Consider the following 20,726-nt stretch of genomic DNA (forward strand, 5'->3'; position numbering starts at 1 on the left):
ACAAAAAATGACAATCCATTCACGTTATATCACCAAACAGCTAAGATCTATTTATCTTTTGTAAATCAATATTGTGGCGAGTATTAAACTCAAATAATCATCTACCATCATTGGGCTAATAAAGGCGCCAATACGCTTAATCGACCATCAATCGGTTCTGTTATCGTTAAGCCTAAAATATGGGCGATTAGAGGGTATAAATGAATGTTTTCAGCGTGTTCAATGCTGACATGATTAAACGCAGGCCCTTGAGCATATAGCACTGTGTTCATGTCGGTTATCACACTGGCATCATAACCGTGTTTACCTGTCACCCCTACCTTGGCGTCTGTACTAGTAATATAATGTTGATTACTGATTAACACCGCATCTTCAATTGATTGATTACCACTAAAGTGCAAGTAAGCTGGAATATCTTGCTGGCGATAAAATTGCAAACCTGGGACTTTTTTTGTGAGTACTTCTAAGGCATCTAAATCTTGTAGTTTATTCTCCCCTGTCGCGGTTATTAACGAAAATGCGGCGTCGTTATTAAAACTAAATTTGGCTTTTAAAGCTTCATTTCCAGCAAAGAGTTTGTCAGTGTACATGCGTGGAAAATCTGCAACGTTGGCCATGCCATGGTCGGAAGTAATAATAACATTAACCTTGAAAGGTAGCGCCTGTATTCCTGCCAATAATTGCCCAATGGCTTGATCAATACTCTGCACTGCTTGATACGTATTATCTGATGTTGGGCCAAAATGATGCCCTGCGGTATCCACGTCAGAAAAATACAAGGTCACAAACTGTGGGCGCTCAGCTTCGGGTAAATTAAACCACTGTAAAACCTGCTCGACTCTTTCATTATTCGGTGCATCATCATTATAAGGCAGCCAATAATCAGGCCGCTGTCCCGCAATTTTAGCTTCAGAACCAGGCCAAAAATAAGTCGCGCTTTTTAAGCCTTGCTGACCCGCTAATGACCACAATGGTACCCCATGATAAAAGCGATCATCGGTGACCGCCTGTTTAATCTTCATACTATAGGATTGTTGTAAATCATGGTTATAAAAATGGTTGGAAACGATGCCGTGATGGGCGGGATACAATCCAGTAACAAGGGTAATGTGGTTTGGAAAGGTCACTGTGGGAAAAGACGGTATAAGATGAGTCACTTGGGCTGCATGTGCTGCAAATTCAGTTAAGTGCTTAGGGTTATGTAGACGGTTGTAATCAAAACGGTAGCCATCGATAGAAACCAATAATACATAGGGTTTTTCTGCATCTGTAGGCGCCGAGCTTACAGATGAACAGCCAATGCTAGTGAATAATCCGCTAGCTAAAAAAAAGATGACGACAAAGGCGCGCATGATGTTTGTCTCTATAGTAAAAATGAATTAGAAAGTAATAATATCAATTAAGTATGACAACTTTATTGATCTCTACTGTCATGTTAGCTTACTCAAGACCCTGTCTAAACTGCAAATAAGCAGTGCTAATAGCGTCGGCATCTTCAATTTGTGGATAGTGACCTAGCGTGAGCATTTCGGTAATATTCGCATTGGGTATTAATTGACGGTAACGGTCAATCATATGCTGACCCGAGATCGGATCAAGCGCCCCAGCAATAAGCTTTATTGGTATTGTGCTGTTAATAATAGCCCCAACCCAGCGCTCACGATGTTGTTGTCGTTGGGTCATATAACTAATCAACCTATGCATTACCGCCAAGCCATTATTGTGGGTTAATAACTGCCACAGCGTGTCGATGACATCTGGATCTGGTGGTGTCGACGGCCCAAATATTCGTTGTAAACTAGTGGCAAATTTTTGTTTGTTGATCAGTTTTGCCATTAAAGGTCCTAATGGCGACAGTAAAAGCTTTTGTATTAATAGCGGTTTATGGGTTTCGGGAAATAGACCACCATTTAAAAAACATACGCTTGCAATATGGGTATGACTGTTACCATCGACTTGTCTTGCTAGCAGATCTTGTGCGACCGTATCACCATAGTCGTGGGCTAAAATATGATATTCACTGACACCTAACTTATGCAAAAATACCTGAAAAATATCGGCTTGCTCACTTATTAAGTAACGCGCATCTTTAGGTTTGTCTGATAAACCAAAGCCCAACATATCGAGGGTGATCACATAATAGTGTTGAGTGAGTGCATGCCACATGCCTTCCCAATCCCAACTGGCACTCGGATAACCATGAATTAACAATAACGCTGGCGCTTGCTTGTCTCCCGCTTGGCGAGTAAAAATCTGCCGACCGTTAATCTGCTCGAATTGTCCCTGCTGTTGCCATTCACTCAGTGTTATCATTGTGAGGTTATTCCTTTAATCCGTTATCCTACTCCTACTCATACTCATACTCATACTGTAGGAGTCTGCTCGTCTGCACAACATTCATCTTGTAAAAAACCAATCACAGTTTGCAATGTGTCATATTCAGCAGTACAAAAAAGTGTTCTTCCTTCGCGGCGCTGAGAAATTAACCCAGCAGACACTAATCCAGAGACATGATGAGATAATGTCGACCCCGGAATGGCTAGTTTTTCTTGTAAACCACCCACTGCAATACCTTGATACCCAGCACGCACTACCGATTTATAAATCATTAATCGTGTAGGATGCCCTAATTCTTTCAATGCCTTAGCAATCGTTTCGATATCCATAACCACCTCAAAAACTAAATTATATTTCGATATTACTAGAATTAACTTGATCAATCCATTAAACAACATTATATTTCGACCATTCTAGAAATATGGAGTTGTATAATGATAACCAGTAATATGTGGCAAGAAACCGTAAATATGTTCCTTTTTTTAACCTTGGAATTAACGACATTATTTTTATTGATTAGTTATTTGGTCGGTGTATTGCAAATGTATATTCCTCCAGAAAAAATCCAATCAATACTTAGCGATAAACATGGCAAGGGGTATTTTATCGCAGGTTTTTTAGGTGCGATCACGCCCTTTTGTTCTTGTTCTACCATTCCATTTTTAAAAGGGTTATTAAGGGCAAAAGCAGGCTTTGGTACCATGATGGTGTTTTTGTTTGCTAGCCCGCTGCTCAATCCCATTATTATTGGCTTATTTGCGGTGACTTTTGGCCTTACGGTAACAATATTTTATTTTGCCGTGGCAATGGGAGTGTCTATTGTTGCTGGCTACAGCTTAGAAAAGCTTGGTTTTGAAAAATACATCAAACCCGAAGCTTATATAGCGCCTGCCGCAAAAAACGGTAAAACATCATGCTGCGGTACCGCTAAACCCATTAATAAATGGCAACAAATTTGGCAAACCACATGGACAGACTTTAAAAAAGTGTTGCCTTATTTAATTGGCGGTATTGCTGTTGGCTCACTAATTTACGGTTTTATGCCAACCGAGTTGGTTGCTAAATATGCCAGTAATAACAATCCGTTTGCTATCCCGGTTGCAGCCGTTATTGGTATTCCATTATATATACGCGCGGAAGCCGTTATTCCATTAAGTGCAGCATTGGCCGCTAAAGGAATGGGGCTTGGTGCGGTAATGGCACTCATTATTGGCAGCGCAGGCGCCAGCTTAACTGAGGTTATTTTGCTTAAATCCATTTTTAAAAATACTTTAGTTGTGGTATTTCTGGCGGTTATTTTGTCTATGGCTGTTTTGGCCGGCTACCTATACCAATTTTTGTTTTAATTTGTAACCTAGCGCTCAAAACTAAATAAGTAACACATCATAAACACTCTAAATGTAGTATTTTTGAGCATGAGAAGTATACTGATAATTATTCAACCATGCTGACGGTATACATGTTAATGACAGCACAGGCAGATCCACAAATACTCAATGACCACCTAAAGTTACTATACCGTAGCGCAATACCTGGTATTGCCGTTACGGTAGCCGCTTCTGCTGGTCTAGCATTTGGATTTGAAAATCATTCCGCAACTAATGATAAATTATTGTGGTGGTTGTGCTTATCTGGATTAATTTTATTACGTAGTCTTGATACTTTTTTTTGGTTGAAGCGAGCGAATAAAGGCATATTAGGAAGTCAAAGCGACTTATATCGTTATAGCGTTGGAGCAATACTCACAGCATGTTTTTGGGCATTTTATTGCTTATTTTTTTACAATAAATTAAGTATCGAAGAATTATTTTCTGCTTTGGTCATAGTGTCGGCCATGGCGGGCGGTGCAGCAACAATATTATCGGGCAATAAACTCGTATCACAAACATACACCTTATTGTTGTTGGCTCCATTTTCAATTCAAATGATCGTTGGCGGAAATCCGGCCCATCAAATGTTGGGTTATTTAGGTCTTGCCTATGCCTTTGTTATGTTTTCAATAGCCAAAACTGCGGCTAATTTTACTGAGCATTCTATTAAGCTACGGAATGAACATAATCAATTATTAAGAAGTATGGAGCAACAAGTCATACAAAGAACTCAAAAAATTATTGAGTTAAGCCAACATGATCCCCTGACTCATTTGTTAAATAGGCGCGCCTTTATTGAAGCCGCCAATCATCAGTTTACACAAATAAAATACGATATTAATTATGCTATTTTCTTCCTCGACTTAGATGGCTTTAAACAAGCTAATGATAACTTTGGCCATAATGTGGGTGATGAAGTTCTTATTGAGGTAGCAAAGCGCATTAAACAAGCTTGTCAGCACGATGAAATTATCTGCCGTTGGGGTGGTGATGAATTTATTATCATGGCACATCACACTTCACATTATCGCTTTGAAGAATTAGCCATCATTTTAAAAAAATGCATTAACGTACCGATTTTAACCTCTCAACATGTCATTGATATGGACTGTTCTATTGGAATAGCCATGTACCCTGAACACGGTCAATCAATATCCGATTTAATCAGTTTGGCAGACTTGTCTATGTACAGTCGTAAAGAAGGTGGCCTTGGCGATTATGTGATGTTTAGTAGCCAATTAAAACAAAAAATAAAATATGAAATTCATTTGAGTAAAGGTATTGCTCAAGCCGTCTCTGATAAGCAGTTACATCTTGTTTTTCAACCAATTATTGAATCTAGCACGGGTAATATAGCCTGTGTTGAAGCATTGCTAAGATGGGATTTTGAAGGTGCATTAATTTCACCAGAGGTGTTTATTCCGTTGGCAGAAAAAAATGGTGCGATTAAAGAAATTGGCTATTGGGTAATAGAAGAGTCAATGCGTAAATTATCTGCATTACATGAGCTAAATCAAGGATTAAAAATATCCATTAATGTCTCGATAATTCAATTTGAAGACATCAATTTTGTGAATAAGGTACACAATATTGTCAATCAACATAATATAAATCCAAGCGATGTTCATATTGAAATAACTGAGTCGCTATTTTCAAAAGATAAGCTTAAATTAATTAACATGGTTAAAGGATTACAAGCTTTGGGCTTTATGATTTCAATTGATGATTTTGGTACCGGTTATTCATCATTATCGGTAATCCAAGATTTAGATATAAACTTCGTAAAAATTGACCGTTCATTCATCACTAACCTGCAAATTAATGGTGTTGATATCGTTAAAGCGGTTATGGTGATGTCTCATGGCCTTGGCTACCAAGTAATTGCTGAAGGTGTTGAAAACCAACAACAAGCTACAACCCTAACGACGTTAGGTATTCATTATTTACAAGGGTATTTATTTGATAAACCACTTGAATTTGAGGTGTTAAAACAAAGGCTTTTGAGCCACTCAGATGAACAACGCTCACCCGCGTTGTTATCTTCAGCTAATTCTTAATATCATTCTGCTACCAGTATTTAATCCTTCACTAATATAGTGACTTACATGTTCTGTTAATTTACAGTCTGATTAGTATCTGCAGAGCTATCATTTCTAGTTCATTTACTTGTGATACACCATAAATTCACTATCCACTATCTGCTATAAATAATAAGCTATCAGTTAATCATCAACTGATAGATTAATAGGGAGTCTCGGTGTTAACAGAACCATTGTTTTGGTTAGTGGCTATTCCTGCCGTGCTTATCACTGGAATGTCTAAGTCGGGGTTTGCGGGTGGTGCTGGCGGATTAACAGTGCCACTGTTGGCATTAGCGATAAGTCCTGCTGCGGCCGCGGCAGTAATGTTGCCTTTACTCGTTTACATGGATTTTTTAAGCGTAAAATCTTGGTGGAATAAACAGAGTAACAGCCAATTATTGATTTTATTACCCTCGGCAATGGTTGGTATCATATTGGCCTATCTATTATTTGATCTCCTTAATGAACAATATTTACGGGGTATTTTGGGGATAATCTCATTGGGCTTTGGTTTATATGGGCTAACTTTAGGTGAATGGTCACAACGTAAACCGTCACCTCTTATTGGTCGAATTTGTGGCACCATTGCCGGATTTACCAGCTTTGTCGCCCATGCTGGCGGACCACCATTAAATGCTTATTTAATTCCATTACGGTTAGATAAAACAAAATATCTTGGCACTGCTGTAATGTTTTTTGCGGTAGTCAATGCGGTAAAACTGATCCCTTACGCCATGCTGGGCCAAATTAACTTCAGTAATTTAACCATATCAGCCATGCTCGCCCCTATCGCTTGGATAGGAGTAAAGTTAGGATTACGGCTCCAAGATAAAATTAACGATAAACAATTTAAAAAGATCATTCTTAGTTTGATGATAGTGGTTGGCCTACGTTTATTGTGGACCGCTTTTATATCGTCGTAATACTTTAAGACAAGGACACTTCATACAATGAATACTGACAATCGTTTTTTTTATGAACCCCATAAAGGCCATGGCCTTCCACACAACCCGCTAAATGCGATTATTGGCCCACGGCCAATAGGTTGGATTTCGTCACGCAATGCTCAAGGCCAGCGTAATCTTGCACCTTATAGTTTCTTTAATTGCTTTAATTATGATCCACCGATTATTGGTTTTGCCAGCACGGGCTGGAAAGACAGCGTCGCCAATATTGTTGAAACTGGCGAGTTTGTGTGGAACTTAACCACCCGCAGTTTAGCCGCACAAATGAATCAAACCTCGGCTGCATTGCCTCGAGGTACGGATGAATTTGAATTTGCTGGCTTAACCCCAATAGCGGGTAACATTGTTAAGGCCGATCGCGTGGCACAAAGCCCGGTCAACTTCGAATGCAAGCTATCGCAATGCATTCAACTGACAGCTGCAAATGGTGACAAAATAGATAGCTGGTTGGTTCTCGGTGAAGTAGTCGCGGTGCACATTGAAAAGCACTTACTCAACGCGGAGGGGGTTTACCAAACCGCATTAGCCGAACCGGTATTACGTGCTGGCGGCCCATCGGCTTATTATGGTATTTCAGACGAGTTACGTTTTGACTTAAATCGCCCTGCGGTGTGATCAAACCAATAATAAGTACTTATTTTATAGGGCTGTCATTTTCAATCTTGTATATTCCGTTTATGTTTCAAATATGCGTTTGTGATAGAAAGTGAATATATCTCTTATCCAATAAGGCTTCTTGTTACCATTACAAGATATCGATGACAAAACCATTATTATAAAATAATTATCATGAGAACATTTTGAGTATTTCAGACAATGTTTTACAACGTGTAACCCAAGCAATTGGAGCGACAAGCTTAACTCATATTGAGTTAATCCAACCATTATGGGGTGGTTATGGACAATTGTTTCGAGCCTATATAACCGGTAAACCGTATTCCTCTGTTATTGTAAAACACATCAGCTTACCTCAACCGGAATCACATCCAAAAGGTTGGAACACACCGCTTTCGCATCAACGAAAATTGCAGTCCTACCAAGTAGAAGTCAATTGGTATCAACACTATGTTAACGACCATGGTGAGCCCTCAATGAGCCCAGTACCACGTTGTTTACATGTTGAGCAACAAGCCAATGAAATTCTATTAGTGTTGCAAGACTTGCAGACCATCGATTTTATCCAAGTCAGAAAAACCGCCACTGCGGCTACGGTATACGCTTGTTTAACTTGGTTGGGATATTTTCACGCTCAATATATGCATACCGAGCCTAAAGGGTTATGGCCAATTGGTACCTACTGGCACTTGGGTACTCGTCCAGACGAATTAGCCACTTTGCCGTACGGTCCACTCAAGTCAGCAGCTCACCTTATTGATAAAACGTTAAACCAATGTACCTTCCAAACCTTGGTACATGGCGATGCAAAATTAGCTAACTTTTGCTTTAGCCCAAATGATCACGCAGCGGCGGTAGATTTTCAATATATAGGCCGGGGCTGCGGCATGAAAGATGTGGTGATGCTGTTAAGCAGTGTGCTGAACTATAACGAGCCAGAAAACCTAATTAATGACTATCTCGATCATTATTTTATGGCTCTGAGTCAAGGACTTACTGAGTATCATCCATACATATCCCCCCAAGACGTTGAACAACAATGGCGCGCATTATATTGCATCGCTTGGGCTGACTTTCAGCGTTTTATAAAAGGATGGAGTGCCGAACATTGGAAGATAAATGCTTATACTGAAAAACTAACACAACAAGCCTTGAAACAGCTTACTACAAACTAAAATTGGATAAGTATTAAGTCAAAAGCCAAAAGGTCGATGCTATGCATCGACCTTTTTCGAATGCTGTTAATCTACTCAATTAATTCACAAAACGACAACCACACACGGTATTACTCGGTTGAAATAGTACCACTGTATAATCTTTTTTCTCATTTTGCTTAAGCACTTGAAGTCTTAGAGAATGCAATCCTTTTTCATTCAAATTTAGGCTACTAACATAAGATAAATAAGATAAATGGGCAGGTATATTTTGAGGGTTACTCGACAGAAATTCTTCTTTAGTGGTCACCGATATATTGTAAATTTGATTTTCTGTATCAATACTATCGACAGTACCTGTCATTGATAATGTGCCAGCTAAATTACCTTCATAATCAAAATATCGATAGTTAATTTGCGCTTGTCCATCATTTGACACAAAATCAACTAATAAATAATGACGACGATCTTGCTCTGCCGTTTGGTGGTGAAACAGCTCAGAACTGCAACTGAGCATAAAACTTGGTACACGTATAGTGAGTCTATAAATAATTGCCACACTACTGAGTAGTAAGACTAAAATAATGATATTGACGACCCACAATCTGCTTCTAGACATAAGATAATTACTCCAACCGCTGATTTGTTTGGCCTGACTTTGCACTTATGGTGTCACAAATATTCACCTGTTTAAGCCAATCACGATTAACAAATTGTTTAGGTTGCCGTAAGTCACTGATTTTCAAATTACGGATAAGAGACTGACCTAAGAGTTCCCCTTGCATAGTAATATTCAACACTTGCTTGTCGTGAGACAGTGATAAAAATACCGACTGCCAACTGCTCACATCACAATCGGCAAAACTTTGTTGTATTTGTAGCCCTTGTTCTATGAGTAATTCATTGTTGGTTTTTGAGGGTGAAAATAGCAGTATCTCAACCGTCTTTCCTGATGACATTGTAACAGTGCTGATACTTAATGGCTCAATAGGTCCAATTTTAGGTTGCATCGATTTCACTGCGACTATGCCTCCAATCATCAACCCTATTATGGTTATTATGATTAAACTAGCATACCGACGGTTAATTGATGGTAATACCCTCTTTGTTACCTTTCGAGTACGGTGATGTCTTAGTAAGTAACCTTGGCCCTTTACCGTTTCAATAAGGGATTCATGTTGTGGTCCAAAAAATGCCCGTAATGTAAATACTGCACGCGCTACCGAAGCGCCACTTAAATGATAATTATCATCATAACCAGACTCTAATAAAGGCTTAGCAACAACTTTCCCCTGATACTCAATTAATAAGCTCAGTACATGCAGTTCAGCCTTAGGAAGGTGCCAAACATCACCATTTTCGAGATTAATCAAATCTCCTTTCTCTATATCAAACCTACAATGCCCCAATTGCATGTCAACGACCCCATTACTCATCATGTGTAAAGTGTATGCAGAAAATCTTATGAAATCTGTGATCCTGATATCTTCAGGCTTTTATTCGTTAAATTTTGTAAGGCGTAATGACTAACAATAGTGTAGTTGGGATTTATGTCACACTATTTCATAATAATAATATTCACAAATATACCTATAAATGAGTATAAATCTAATAAATTATGAGAGACACATCACAAAAAGTTGCGATTTTAGTCTTTATAGACGCGACTCTGAGACTGCATATATTGAGTTAATTGAACTTTTTCTAATGAATAGTTTTATCTGTGGTAAATCACACTTTTCATAACCCCATTGAGTATTGTTGAGTCATCGAGTTGCTAGCGCTTTTATCTAGCAGCTAATAACAAAACAAGCCTAGCCATCACAAGCATAAGCGCTTGAATACTAAAATACTGATGATAAAGAGGGTAATGACCATGAGCATGAATAGACGTCAAGCATTGACACAAATTATTGGATTAAGCACCGCTGCGGCGGGGGCTACACTATTAGGTACATCAGCATTTGCTGCTACAGATGCAGATGGTAACTATCGCTTAGAATTAGGGGAAGCACTTAAATATGTGCCGTTAGATGCAATGGCAACCGCTAAGCTAGCTTATGAAACTGGCGGCGGCTGTATGCATCAAGTCTTCCATGCAATTATTACAATGCTTGCAGCATCTACCAGTGCTGATGCCAGCAAGTTTGCAAGTATTCCAACTGCATTAGCAGGTTACGGTTGGGCTGGTGTTGTAGGTCAAGGCACCTTATGTGGCAACCTAAATGCGGCAGGTATGTTAATTAATATTCTTGATGATATTAATGGCCAAAACAGTGCCATTATTGGCGCTTCATTCCGCTACTATGAAAGCACAGATTTACCTTTGTCTTCAGCTGAATTTGTTGCAGGGATTGGTTCCACTGATGAGAAATCACTAGAAGTAGGCGCAACCTCAATTGCCAACAGCCCACTATGTCACTCTTCAATTAGTAATTGGTCTGCGGCATCAGGTAAAGTATTTGCACTTAAAGGTGAACGTTGTAAACGCCTATCTGCCAGTATTACGCTTAAAATTGTTGAATTGTTAAACCGCGCGTATGCCGGTGAAGACATTTCTATATTACCTGAAGCTAAACCATCTGAAGCAGCACAAGCATGTCAATCATGCCATGGTGTAAGCTCAACTATGGGTTCTGCAGCCAGTGTTAAAAGCGATATGGAATGTACCACTTGTCATACTGGACACTTCAATTAAGGAGCGCGTGATGAAACTTAAATATCTTAGCGCCATATTAGCCAGCTCATTGCTAATGTTTGGCTGTAGTAGTGATGATGACGATGTTGTCACAGACCCAGTGGTAGTTGAACCACCAGTCGTAGTTGTGCCACCAGTAGTGGTTGATCCAGTAAGTGACGCTGTTAAAATTGATGACGCGAGCAGCGTGGTCGTTTCACTCGATACATATAATGCCACAACTGGCGCGTTAGCATTCACACTAGCGAATACCGAGGGTAAAGCGCTCACGGATGCAACCAACTACAGTATTGTCTATTTTGGTTTTCCTGACCCAGACTCACCATCTGTAAAACCTAAGGCTTGGAAACGCTGGCATGTCACTCAAAGCTATGTATGCGATAGTGCAACTACTGATGAATGCACGGGAACATTAGCAGCCACTGATACCGAAGGAGCATATACTTTTAATGTGAGTGATCTCGACTTACAAAGTAAAGCGTCAGATGATGCTGATATGATTTACAAAGTCGCGATTGAAATTAATGGTGCGCTTGCTAGTAACGAAATTGAGTTAGTTAGTGCAAATTAATTGTCATTTAGCCTCCCCCCGGCTAATTGCGACAAGAGAACCCTTGTGCTCATTAACTTAGTACTATTCGCCGCGGTTTCACACTGCGGTTCTTTTTTAAAGTTAAAAACACGACGTATTGGTTAATGGCATGTGGAAATAATAGAAAGGGTTTCAGCATTGCTGAAACCCTTTTTCTATTCATCACTTACAATAATGTTTAACGAAGTTGCTGCATTAAATATGCATACGCCATCGAACTTAACTCGGCTGCTTGGGTATTATCTGCCGCACCGGCATGACCACCTTCAATGTTTTCGTAATACAACACATCAATGCCCATGTCTTCCATTTTAGCAACCATTTTGCGCGCGTGTGCAGGATGAACCCGATCATCACGCGTTGAGGTAGTAAAGAACACTTTAGGGTAGTTAACCCCTGATTTAAGATTATGGTACGGCGAGTAAGTTTTAATGTATGCCCATTCTTCTGCAATATCAGGATTACCATACTCACCCATCCAGCTGGCACCCGCCAATAGTTGGTTGTAGCGTTTCATGTCCAACAGCGGCACTTGGCACACTACGGCGTTATATAACTCAGGACGACGAGTAAATGCCGCACCCATTAACAAGCCACCGTTACTGCCGCCTTGAATACCAAGATGTTTGCTTGACGTTATTTTACGGGCAATTAAGTCTTCCGCGATTGCTTCAAAGTCTTCATATGCTTTATGACGATTTTGTTTTAATGCCGCCTGGTGCCATGCTGGGCCGTACTCTCCACCGCCACGGATGTTAGCCAGCACATAAACGCCGCCTTGTTCTAACCAGTTTTTGCCAATAGTGGCTGAATAGGCTGGCAAAAGAGAAATTTCAAAGCCACCATAACCATAGAGTAATGTAGGGTTGCTACTATCAAGTTTGATGTCTTTAGCCATTACCACAAAATAAGGTACTTTAGTGCCATCTTTCGACTTAACAAAATACTGCTGGGTAATAAATTTCTCGGCAGAAAATTGTTGTGGCATTGCTTTAATTTTATCAGCTTTTAGGCTTGCACCATTTAAGCGGTATAAACTAGCCGGTTCTAAAAAGCTGGTGTAATTAACGAAAAAATCATCACTATCACGCTCAACATCAAACACACTTAAGCTGCCATTGGCATCAAATGGCACAGGTTTACTTTGCCACTCGCCTTTGTCGTTTTGCAGGTAACGTACGAGTTTACTTTTTACATCATCAAGCCAAGTCACAAAAATAGCATTCTGACTAAATGACACTTGTGAAATAGAGGCGTGCGCTGTTGGCGATACCAACTCACTAAACTCCGGTTTTTGCGAAATCAGCTTATCAACTGGGGTATAGACTATGGCACCTTGTTTAAAAGTCCCTTTTGGGGTGACTAAATCACTTTTTAGTTCAATATATAACTGACCTTTAAAATAACCTTTTAACTCGGCATCTTCAGGGATCGGCAGCGACACTAACTTACTGTCTTGATAAACATAATGCTTAGCGGTATAAAAAGTTAAGCTTTCTGTGACGATATTCAGCGGTGTTTTATCATCAAACATCACATAGCCCGACACGGCAACCGACGCTTTATTGCCTCTAAACACTAATTTAGCTGCAGACAAAGGTGTGCCACGTTTCCACAATTTAACCACACTGGGATAACCTGAATCCGTCATGCTTTGCGCATCGCCAAAATCAGTGCCGACAAAAACGGTATCTTTATCAATCCAGCTTAGCATTGACTTAGCCTCAGCCAACAAAAAGGGTTGTTGAGTGTTGTCGACAAAAGCCTTAGTCGTTAAATCAAATTCGCGTACTTCAGCCGCATCAGCACCACCGCGAGACAAGGATACAAAGCAACGCTCATTTTGCGGATACTGGCAATTCATGCCTTTATAAACCCAGTTAACACCTTCGGTTTTACCAAGGGCATCAATATCAAGTACCGTTTCCCATTTAGGTTCGGCCTTTGCGTATTCTGCTAACGTGGTACGACGATAAATACCACGTTCGTGAGTCTCGTCCTTCCAGAAGTTATACAGAAAATCACCAATACGGGAGGCATAAGGGATACGGGCTTTATCGTTTAGAATCTCTAAGCTGTTTGACACCAGATGTTCAAACTCAGGGTAAGCCTTAATGTGAGCAGCAGATGATGCATTTTGCTGCTTAACCCACTCCATAGGCTTGACGCCTTCGACATCTTCTAACCAAATAAATTTATCTTCTTCTGCATGAACAGGTACTGCCATAGTCATCGCACTCGCTATACATAAAGGTATGATTCGCTTAAGCATTAAAATTTCCTTTTCGTTATTTGCTCGCGGTATTTTATAAACTTGCTAATACTGTAATCTATTTACTGCCCAATTGACTAATGATCGAGTTACTTAGTAACACTTCAGTTTTTTTAGGTGAGCAATACGATTGATAATCATACTATTTCACCAAATAATAGTCATCGCGACCCTAGCTTCTATGCATTTCTGCCTTCAAAAACCTGCAGTGACACAAATCTCAGTACTGTTATCTAACGTCAAAGTGCGGCATAGTAAACGCTTCTATTCAGTAGCCTAAATATCCATGCTAAATACCCTGACTAATACTTTATCAATGCGTAAAACTAAGTTGCAGCGCTGGATTAAACCTCAATATGGTTTTTACTTTCCGGTGGTAATAATTGCGACGTTATTATTGATGTTTCCCTATAACACTTTAGCGGTTTTCAGTACATTTACTCAATTCTTTTTGCAGCATTTTGGTTCACAGTTTATTCAGTTTTCAAGTTTATTATTATTGTTGGCAACCATCGTGAGTATCAGTCCTATTGGGCGAATTCGCTTAGGTGGCGAACAGGCAAAAACTGAGTTTAGTTTTATCAGTTGGATGGCAATGCTATTTACTGCCGGCATGGGATCTGGACTCATTTTTTGGGGCGTTGCAGAACCTGTTTATCATTTTGTTAATCCTCCAGAGTTTTTAAAACAAGATTTTTCTTCAATATCAGGTTCGTTAGCTATTACTTATTTTCATTGGGGACTCAATGCCTGGGCCATTTATGCTATGGCAGGATTAGTGATGGCATGGTTTGCCTATAATAAACAACGCAGTTTACGAGTCAGTGCCAGTTTTAGTGCTGATAAACCTAAATGGCTTAATATTCTTGATTTAATGGCGGTTATTGCCATTGTATTTGGTATTGCAGGCACTTTTGCTAACACTATCGCCTTAATCCAAACGGGTGTTGTACAGTCACTTGGTCTCGACATTGGCTCGATTTATTTTCGCATCGGCATGATTTTAATTATTGCGGCTTTATTTACTCTTTCTTCCCTAGCGGGGTTAAATGGTGGCATTAAGCGCTTAAGCCAATTTAATTCGTTATTTATGATCGCACTGTTGGTAGCGGTAATAGCCTTAGTTGACCCTCTTCAAACTGTAAAGTTAATCTTCGACTCAAGCATGACCTACATTGAATTGCTACCAAAAATGTCATTTGGTATGGGCAAACCAGAACAGTGGAGCCAAGGTTGGACTGTCATTTACTTAGTATGGTGGATAGCTTGGGCGCCGTTTGTAGGGCCCTTTATTGCTAGGATCAGCAAAGGAAGAACCATTAGGCAATTTTTAAGTTGTACTATTTTACTGCCAACCTTAACCTCAATTATCTGGTTTTCAGGTTTTGCGGGTAGCGTGTTAACTCAACCTTATGCACAACAAGTGATGGATGCGGTAAACCAACAATATACTTTGGGGTTATTTAACTTCTTTGAGCAACTACCCATGGGCAGTTGGCTATCTGGTGCAGCGTTGTTGCTATTGGTCACCTTTTTAATCACCAGTGCCGACTCTTCAATTTATATTGCAGGCTTGCTTACAGGCAGCGAAAGTCGTAATTCAAAACTGCTATGGAGCCTTATTCTTATTGCCATTACCATCGCACTGGTAAGTATTAACGATGTAAATCTTAACAAACAAATTGCCATTGTTGGCGCTATACCTTTTACCTTAGTACTTTGTTTGCAATTGATTTTTTGGGCTAAAGATCTATTGCAAAACCCAGTCCCCAAATGAGTTAATAATAACTGGGCATAACTAAATAGTAACTGTTGCCAATTTTGCTCGCGAAACAGGTATAATATTGTGCTAATCACAGTGAGACAAAGACCCACATCATGGCCAAAACCGCAGCAGCATTACACATATTAGTGAAACACCAGACTCAAGCTGAAGACATCATCAAGCAGCTAAATAAAGGCGCCAAGTTTGATGTGTTAGCGAAAAAGCACTCTAGTTGCCCGTCTGCCAAAAGTGGCGGTAATTTAGGTGAATTCAAAAAAGGCCAAATGGTGCCACCCTTCGATAAAGTCTGTTTCAACGGCGAGTTAATTACCCCTCACCTAGTCAAAACCAAATTTGGTTGGCATGTGGTAAAAGTGCTCTACCGCACTTAGCATCAATCGAACGTAGAAGACGTTTTGCTTGAATACGTATTGTTTGAATTAAGTGTTACTCGGAGTAAGTTGAACCTAAACCAGTTGTCGTTACGATGAGCCAAACTTAGACGTAATAGCACAAGAATAGCCCTGTGGTGAGTTGAAGATGGGCTTAATATCAAGCCCACTGTTTAAAGATTTATTCTCGTAATTTAATAGACAGCTCGCCATCACGAATTTGAATATCATCCACACCGTCAGCAAACGCATTCCAAAAGCCTCGATCGCCAAACTCACCGACCAAATTGACATTTTTCATGTTTCCTAGCCATGCATTTGGGATTGGCACGCCCATTAAACTCACCCCCACTAGCGCGACAACGGGACGACGATTAGCGTCTAAATGAATATCAAGCCCGGTATTAACTCGTAAAATCTCCCCAGCCATGAAGGGAAAATCCTCTGGTATAGGGATCAACATTTTAGCGCTGGCTAAATTATTAGAAAAATCAATTGCGACACGTTGAGCAAAATCAGGGTTGCGACCTATCATCGAATTCACTTCTTTCTCACTAAAGGTCACTTGCCGATCAGCATCAAATTCACGATACGCTTCTGGGGTTAAATCATCACCGGCGACATTAGCATGATCAGCATTGCCAGAACCATCACGACCACTTGATGCTGCTATCCTAGAGCGTGGTTCAACTTGCCAACCCAACTGAGACAGTTTTTGATCCAATTTTTGCTCTTCTTTAGCATTTAAGCTGACCGGAGTAAGCGGTGACGGGAAGATATAAGTGCGGATAATAAAAAAAGTTAATCCCACAGTTACCAGCATGGTTGCTAAAATAATCAACAACAGTTTGACCCCAGATGCACCACCCTGCAGACGATGCGGCGTGGAAAGATTATTTAATGAAGCTAGCATTGGCTGCCCTTTTTATTTTATGTTTATTCATCATGGTAATGTCCTCATGGGTAAAACAGCAAATATAAACGTAAAGACATAACCGATGATGTTCTATTTCATGGCAATGAAGTTCTAAATATTAACATGAGAAAATATTTACATTTGGTTAAAAATTGAGTTACAAATTGAGTCAATTGTAATAAAGTTGTCAATCAAAAGTACATAAACCAACCCGTTTATTTAGAGTAAAATAAAGGATTATTAATGCAGTTACTCTCAAGCAGTATCTTAACTCCATTCATTATCGGCGCTAGCCTATTGTTAACGGCCTGCAGTGGCGGTGGTTCATCAGATAGCGGCAGCTCATCAAGTAGCGATGGCAGCAATACTGACTCTAGCTCACCTCTGTGGGTTGCAGGCCAATTTGTAAACTACTCGACTTTAGCCGAACAATGCAACGTGCCATTAACCCAACAGCTATGGTTACGATCATGGAGCAATGATACTTACCTTTGGTACGACGAAATTATTGATCGCGATCCTGCACCATATAGTGTGGCAGAATATTTTGAATTACTTAGAACGGATGAGCTATCTGACACTGGTAACCTCAAAGACAACTTCCATTTCTCAATGTCGACAGAAGAATGGGAATCACTTAACGGATCCGGCGCCTCAGTTGGCTATGGCATGAGTTTAAGTTTACGAAATGCTTCTAGCAGTGTAACAAGACTAGTGACTGTGGCATATAACGAACCAAATACGCCAGCCAGTGATGCTAATGTTAGTCGTGGAGCAATTATTATTGCTGTTGATGGTGTTAGCGTAGAAGATGCCAATGACAGTGACAGTATTGCAATCTTAAATGCGGGGTTATTCCCAAGCACCAGTGGCAAGCAAACCGAGTTTATTGTCCGTGATTTGGATAGCCAAACTGACCGTACAGTAACGCTAACAGCAGACACTGTCGTATCAACGCCAGTACAAAATACCAGAACCATTGACACCGCTAACGGCAAAGTAGGTTATTTGCAATTTAACTCACACATAGCTACCGCGGAAAAAGGGTTATACGATGCCATCACGACACTCAGCAACGCACAAGTTGAAGATTTAGTATTAGATATTCGTTATAACGGCGGTGGTTTATTAGCCCTTGCCAGTCAGCTGGGTTACATGATTGCTGGTGACGAAGCCACAAATAACCAAATATTTGAACGTACCAGCTTTAACGACAAATACTCGACAATTAATCCGGTTACGGGCGAGGCATTAACACCGATGCCGTTTTACCCTGAATCAATCGGATTTAATACTTCATTACTGCGCAGCGGGTTATCACTGCCGACACTAAATCTTAAACGCGTATTTGTGCTAACCACTCCAGGGACTTGTTCTGCCAGTGAAGCCTTAATGAATGCCCTTCGCGGTATTGATATTGAGGTTATTCAACTTGGCGATACGACCTGCGGTAAGCCTTACGGCTTTTACCCCACCAATAACTGTGACACCACGTACTTTACCATTCAGTTTAAAGGCGTAAACGACAAAGGCTTTGGTGAGTATTCTGACGGGTTTGTACCCTCGACTAATCCAACAGTCGACAGCGAGGTGCCAGGTTGTGTGCTAGCAGACGACTTTGAACATGCATTAGGCGATACCAACGAAAGATTATTAAGCGCGGCATTATTTTATCGCGACAACAACCGCTGTCCCACAACTGCAACGGCCGTGGCGCGTGCCTCCGCACATAACACTTTTGTAGACTCAGGCTTTGTACTAGAAGATACACGTAATCAAAATGTGTTAAAAAACAATCGTATTATAACGCCATTGGTTTTGGAGCAATAATGCTAAAACGATTCATAGGTGTCATAAGCATATTGACTATAGCGGGTTGCGTTGCCACCGAAAGCGAGGTGCAACCGCCGCTACAAGCGGCAACGCTAACAAACCCTAACAGTCAAACCCATGCTGAATTACAACAAGCAATAGCCAGCTTGCTCGGTGCCAGCGGTGTCATCATTGCCGACAATGCTTTTACTCAATACAGCCAAGAGGTCATTGAACGTGCACCGCACAAAGATGCGAATGGCTTATTGATCATGGGGCGCAGTACCGAGATGCCTGATGCAATACAGATGTTAAAACAAGGCGACAACTGCCTGTTGCGCCATGTACAAAGCGGCAACACCATAGCCTTATTGCAAACACGCTGTAAGGTTGAAAAGCAATAGTTAACAGCGAATAAACACAATTAAAAAGGCCAGAACACATCACAATATGTGCTCTGGCCTTTTTCGTTAACATGATGGTTTACAACGCACCTTTAGCTCGCAACACGATAAAGCCACATGCCACCTTGATACAACAAACAAACCCCTACACCCATAGTAAATAAATAGGCATACATAAAACCAATTGCACCAGCAGAACTATCATCATCAGAACGAATTATCACACCACTACTGAGATATAAAATAAACACATTGAGAAAAGTACTTAACACAAAATAATCCGCCATGGCGGGAAGTGCGCCACCAATAAAGCTTAATATAAGTAGCAACACCCCACTAAGCTCTTCCTTTGGCGTAAATTTTTTCTCTAATACGCGGATGAATATCAACACTAACATCGCGGCTAAATAATAAAATGACATTAACAACGCAGAATAAATCCCTTTTGGCGATGTGATTATGTCAAAGATTGATACAACCAATGTAGAACTTGAAAAAGCGTCAGCCACAAGGTGACCAAAACCAACCAATATGAACCATGATATCGTTAATGAAGTTAAAGCACCAAGAGCAATGGGGATTAGCCTTATGGTTAATCATTTTGGCCAACACAATACCAACGACAGTCACCCCAATTAACAAGCCTAACGCAGACCAATATTGGTCTGTGTAAAATAAAGACAAGCTAGGAGGAAGCACAAGAAACGATTGATAAAATTCGTTATATTTAGTTGTAGCAGCAATATTTTTGAAAAAAGCGAAATACACAATTATCGGCTGCAAAATAATAAGAACAATACAAAGGGTGACAATATCCATATAAAAAATCCGTGTAAATTAACCAAACATACAGCAATGCACTATATCGAGATGCGTACAAACATCAATGGCTTAAATTCAGAGAATAACTACGACAGCCATCTTGCACCATAGAGTGTAAAACGTGATAAAATATTGCGTTTCTCACTTCAACCATACAAGGTAACGTAATGAATCCTATTCTTGCCATCTTCAAAGAACACAATATCAGTGACGTACAAATTAATGAGCTGTTCCAGACGTTAACTGAAAACCCATTTGCAGCAATGGCGACGATTGGTCAATTAGGCATTCCTGCGGATAAATTACAAGAGTTGATGGGCATGGCGATGCAAAACCCAGCCTTAATCAAAGAAGCTGTTGTAGAACTTGGCTTAGATTTTTCAAAAGTTGAAGCAGCAAAAGCCCAGTTACAACCATAATTACAATTATGATAAAAAGTGTTACTACGAAAATAAGACGACATTATTGAATAATACACGCACAAAAACGGCCAGCGTCTTAAAAGACACTGGCCGTTTTAATCTATCTACC

At 40.2% G+C, this 20,726-nt stretch carries 21 protein-coding genes; 12 read left to right on the forward strand and 9 right to left on the reverse strand.

The window, feature by feature from the left end:
• Nucleotides 1–107 precede the first annotated feature (107 nt).
• The 3 genes from ABIS04_RS17395 to ABIS04_RS17405 form a co-directional block, all read right to left on the reverse strand.
• Nucleotides 108–1,352 carry an ectonucleotide pyrophosphatase/phosphodiesterase gene (locus ABIS04_RS17395; protein ID WP_350431876.1) on the reverse strand — a complete coding sequence of 415 codons (1,245 nt, stop codon included), beginning with the start codon at nt 1,350–1,352 and terminating at the stop codon, nt 108–110.
• 88 nt (nt 1,353–1,440) lie between these two features.
• A complete protein-coding gene (locus ABIS04_RS17400; RefSeq protein WP_350431877.1) occupies nt 1,441–2,313 on the reverse strand; it encodes an alpha/beta hydrolase in 873 nt (290 codons plus the stop codon).
• A 50-nt stretch (nt 2,314–2,363) separates the two neighbouring features.
• On the reverse strand, nt 2,364–2,666 hold the full coding sequence (locus ABIS04_RS17405; protein ID WP_350431878.1) for a metalloregulator ArsR/SmtB family transcription factor: 303 nt from the start codon (nt 2,664–2,666) through the stop codon (nt 2,364–2,366).
• Nucleotides 2,667–2,771: 105 nt separating this feature from the next.
• On the opposite strand from ABIS04_RS17405, the gene ABIS04_RS17410 reads away from it, so the two are divergent.
• The 5 genes from ABIS04_RS17410 (at nt 2,772) to ABIS04_RS17430 (ending at nt 8,543) form a co-directional block, all read left to right on the forward strand.
• Nucleotides 2,772–3,683 (forward strand): permease, encoded by a 912-nt coding sequence (locus tag ABIS04_RS17410; protein ID WP_350431879.1) that lies wholly within the window; start codon nt 2,772–2,774, stop codon nt 3,681–3,683.
• Nucleotides 3,684–3,781: 98 nt separating this feature from the next.
• The gene (locus ABIS04_RS17415) at nt 3,782–5,764 is read left to right on the forward strand and encodes an EAL domain-containing protein (protein ID WP_350431880.1); all 1,983 of its coding nucleotides are present in this window, start codon (nt 3,782–3,784) and stop codon (nt 5,762–5,764) included.
• 200 nt (nt 5,765–5,964) lie between these two features.
• Complete coding sequence (locus tag ABIS04_RS17420) at nt 5,965–6,711, forward strand: sulfite exporter TauE/SafE family protein (protein ID WP_350431881.1); 747 nt, start codon at nt 5,965–5,967, stop codon at nt 6,709–6,711.
• A 27-nt stretch (nt 6,712–6,738) separates the two neighbouring features.
• Nucleotides 6,739–7,368 (forward strand): flavin reductase family protein, encoded by a 630-nt coding sequence (locus ABIS04_RS17425; protein ID WP_350431882.1) that lies wholly within the window; start codon nt 6,739–6,741, stop codon nt 7,366–7,368.
• Nucleotides 7,369–7,553: 185 nt separating this feature from the next.
• Complete coding sequence (locus tag ABIS04_RS17430) at nt 7,554–8,543, forward strand: phosphotransferase (RefSeq protein ID WP_350431883.1); 990 nt, start codon at nt 7,554–7,556, stop codon at nt 8,541–8,543.
• 79 nt (nt 8,544–8,622) lie between these two features.
• Here the strand turns inward: ABIS04_RS17430 and ABIS04_RS17435 are convergent, their stop codons facing one another.
• The gene (locus tag ABIS04_RS17435) at nt 8,623–9,141 is read right to left on the reverse strand and encodes a hypothetical protein (RefSeq protein ID WP_350431884.1); all 519 of its coding nucleotides are present in this window, start codon (nt 9,139–9,141) and stop codon (nt 8,623–8,625) included.
• 7 nt (nt 9,142–9,148) lie between these two features.
• Nucleotides 9,149–9,895 carry a helix-turn-helix domain-containing protein gene (locus ABIS04_RS17440; RefSeq protein WP_350431885.1) on the reverse strand — a complete coding sequence of 249 codons (747 nt, stop codon included), beginning with the start codon at nt 9,893–9,895 and terminating at the stop codon, nt 9,149–9,151.
• Between the two features lie 503 nt (nt 9,896–10,398).
• On the opposite strand from ABIS04_RS17440, the gene ABIS04_RS17445 reads away from it, so the two are divergent.
• Nucleotides 10,399–11,220 carry a cytochrome C gene (locus ABIS04_RS17445; protein ID WP_350431886.1) on the forward strand — a complete coding sequence of 274 codons (822 nt, stop codon included), beginning with the start codon at nt 10,399–10,401 and terminating at the stop codon, nt 11,218–11,220.
• 10 nt (nt 11,221–11,230) lie between these two features.
• Nucleotides 11,231–11,791 carry a hypothetical protein gene (locus ABIS04_RS17450; protein WP_350431887.1) on the forward strand — a complete coding sequence of 187 codons (561 nt, stop codon included), beginning with the start codon at nt 11,231–11,233 and terminating at the stop codon, nt 11,789–11,791.
• A 199-nt stretch (nt 11,792–11,990) separates the two neighbouring features.
• Here ABIS04_RS17450 and ABIS04_RS17455 read toward each other — a convergent pair whose 3' ends face one another.
• Nucleotides 11,991–14,084, reverse strand: a complete 2,094-nt coding sequence (locus ABIS04_RS17455) for a prolyl oligopeptidase family serine peptidase (RefSeq protein WP_350431888.1) — start codon at nt 14,082–14,084, stop codon at nt 11,991–11,993.
• 286 nt (nt 14,085–14,370) lie between these two features.
• On the opposite strand from ABIS04_RS17455, the gene ABIS04_RS17460 reads away from it, so the two are divergent.
• Together ABIS04_RS17460 and ABIS04_RS17465 are read left to right on the forward strand one after the other, a co-directional pair.
• Nucleotides 14,371–15,861: a BCCT family transporter gene (locus ABIS04_RS17460; RefSeq protein ID WP_350431889.1), complete on the forward strand. Its 1,491-nt coding sequence runs from the start codon at nt 14,371–14,373 to the stop codon at nt 15,859–15,861.
• A gap of 101 nt (nt 15,862–15,962) precedes the next feature.
• The gene (locus ABIS04_RS17465) at nt 15,963–16,241 is read left to right on the forward strand and encodes a peptidylprolyl isomerase (RefSeq protein ID WP_350431890.1); all 279 of its coding nucleotides are present in this window, start codon (nt 15,963–15,965) and stop codon (nt 16,239–16,241) included.
• Between the two features lie 181 nt (nt 16,242–16,422).
• On the opposite strand, the gene ABIS04_RS17470 is transcribed toward ABIS04_RS17465, so the two are convergent.
• Nucleotides 16,423–17,154 carry an arginine N-succinyltransferase gene (locus tag ABIS04_RS17470; protein WP_137224962.1) on the reverse strand — a complete coding sequence of 244 codons (732 nt, stop codon included), beginning with the start codon at nt 17,152–17,154 and terminating at the stop codon, nt 16,423–16,425.
• Nucleotides 17,155–17,400: 246 nt separating this feature from the next.
• Between ABIS04_RS17470 and ABIS04_RS17475 the strand changes: the two genes are divergently transcribed.
• Both ABIS04_RS17475 and ABIS04_RS17480 read left to right on the forward strand, forming a co-directional pair.
• Complete coding sequence (locus ABIS04_RS17475; RefSeq protein ID WP_350431891.1) at nt 17,401–18,987, forward strand: S41 family peptidase; 1,587 nt, start codon at nt 17,401–17,403, stop codon at nt 18,985–18,987.
• Nucleotides 18,987–19,373: a hypothetical protein gene (locus ABIS04_RS17480; protein ID WP_350431892.1), complete on the forward strand. Its 387-nt coding sequence runs from the start codon at nt 18,987–18,989 to the stop codon at nt 19,371–19,373. Before ABIS04_RS17475 ends, ABIS04_RS17480 begins: the two co-directional genes overlap by 1 nt.
• 92 nt (nt 19,374–19,465) lie before the next feature.
• Here ABIS04_RS17480 and ABIS04_RS17485 read toward each other — a convergent pair whose 3' ends face one another.
• Both ABIS04_RS17485 and ABIS04_RS17490 read right to left on the reverse strand, forming a co-directional pair.
• The gene (locus tag ABIS04_RS17485; protein ID WP_350431893.1) at nt 19,466–19,882 is read right to left on the reverse strand and encodes a hypothetical protein; all 417 of its coding nucleotides are present in this window, start codon (nt 19,880–19,882) and stop codon (nt 19,466–19,468) included.
• Nucleotides 19,875–20,192: a hypothetical protein gene (locus ABIS04_RS17490; RefSeq protein ID WP_350431894.1), complete on the reverse strand. Its 318-nt coding sequence runs from the start codon at nt 20,190–20,192 to the stop codon at nt 19,875–19,877. Before ABIS04_RS17490 ends, ABIS04_RS17485 begins: the two co-directional genes overlap by 8 nt.
• A 170-nt stretch (nt 20,193–20,362) precedes the next feature.
• On the opposite strand from ABIS04_RS17490, the gene ABIS04_RS17495 reads away from it, so the two are divergent.
• Nucleotides 20,363–20,614: a DUF2999 family protein gene (locus tag ABIS04_RS17495; RefSeq protein WP_137224954.1), complete on the forward strand. Its 252-nt coding sequence runs from the start codon at nt 20,363–20,365 to the stop codon at nt 20,612–20,614.
• The last annotated feature ends 112 nt before the right edge of the window (nt 20,615–20,726 follow it).

The sequence above is a fragment of the Shewanella sp. H8 genome (genome assembly GCF_040285065.1).
Lineage (GTDB): Bacteria > Pseudomonadota > Gammaproteobacteria > Enterobacterales > Shewanellaceae > Shewanella > Shewanella polaris.

Coding starts and splice junctions, on each gene's coding strand:
- ABIS04_RS17395 (WP_350431876.1), bottom strand. CDS start 1,352: ATGCGCGCCTTTGTCGTCATCTTTTTTTTAGCTAGCGGATTATTCACT.
- ABIS04_RS17400 (WP_350431877.1), bottom strand. CDS start 2,313: ATGATAACACTGAGTGAATGGCAACAGCAGGGACAATTCGAGCAGATT.
- ABIS04_RS17405 (WP_350431878.1), bottom strand. CDS start 2,666: ATGGATATCGAAACGATTGCTAAGGCATTGAAAGAATTAGGGCATCCT.
- ABIS04_RS17410 (WP_350431879.1), top strand. CDS start 2,772: ATGATAACCAGTAATATGTGGCAAGAAACCGTAAATATGTTCCTTTTT.
- ABIS04_RS17415 (WP_350431880.1), top strand. CDS start 3,782: ATGCTGACGGTATACATGTTAATGACAGCACAGGCAGATCCACAAATA.
- ABIS04_RS17425 (WP_350431882.1), top strand. CDS start 6,739: ATGAATACTGACAATCGTTTTTTTTATGAACCCCATAAAGGCCATGGC.
- ABIS04_RS17435 (WP_350431884.1), bottom strand. CDS start 9,141: ATGTCTAGAAGCAGATTGTGGGTCGTCAATATCATTATTTTAGTCTTA.
- ABIS04_RS17445 (WP_350431886.1), top strand. CDS start 10,399: ATGAGCATGAATAGACGTCAAGCATTGACACAAATTATTGGATTAAGC.
- ABIS04_RS17450 (WP_350431887.1), top strand. CDS start 11,231: ATGAAACTTAAATATCTTAGCGCCATATTAGCCAGCTCATTGCTAATG.
- ABIS04_RS17455 (WP_350431888.1), bottom strand. CDS start 14,084: ATGCTTAAGCGAATCATACCTTTATGTATAGCGAGTGCGATGACTATG.
- ABIS04_RS17460 (WP_350431889.1), top strand. CDS start 14,371: ATGCTAAATACCCTGACTAATACTTTATCAATGCGTAAAACTAAGTTG.
- ABIS04_RS17465 (WP_350431890.1), top strand. CDS start 15,963: ATGGCCAAAACCGCAGCAGCATTACACATATTAGTGAAACACCAGACT.
- ABIS04_RS17470 (WP_137224962.1), bottom strand. CDS start 17,154: ATGCTAGCTTCATTAAATAATCTTTCCACGCCGCATCGTCTGCAGGGT.
- ABIS04_RS17475 (WP_350431891.1), top strand. CDS start 17,401: ATGCAGTTACTCTCAAGCAGTATCTTAACTCCATTCATTATCGGCGCT.
- ABIS04_RS17480 (WP_350431892.1), top strand. CDS start 18,987: ATGCTAAAACGATTCATAGGTGTCATAAGCATATTGACTATAGCGGGT.
- ABIS04_RS17490 (WP_350431894.1), bottom strand. CDS start 20,192: ATGGATATTGTCACCCTTTGTATTGTTCTTATTATTTTGCAGCCGATA.
- ABIS04_RS17495 (WP_137224954.1), top strand. CDS start 20,363: ATGAATCCTATTCTTGCCATCTTCAAAGAACACAATATCAGTGACGTA.